Consider the following 292-nt stretch of genomic DNA (forward strand, 5'->3'; position numbering starts at 1 on the left):
TATGAACAATGTCTAAATATAAATTTAGTCAATTTCCCCCATTATCTTCACTAATAAGTATATATAATTTCACTTAAGCTATCAATTTTGTTTTTTCTATACTCTGGTCCCTAATGCTCTTTACCACGGTTCTAACCCTCCCCTTTTTAAAAATATTCAAAATTAATATAACATTATATTATGTTATAAGTCAATTTAATATAAATTTTCATCTTGCTAATAAATTTAATGTTCAAAAAAGATTGACAATTATTCCGGAGGTAGTTAATATAATGTTATATAATGTATTATT

The sequence above is a fragment of the Neobacillus drentensis genome, assembly GCF_036965425.1.
In the GTDB taxonomy this organism is placed as follows: Bacteria; Bacillota; Bacilli; order Bacillales; family Cytobacillaceae; genus Neobacillus; species Neobacillus drentensis_F.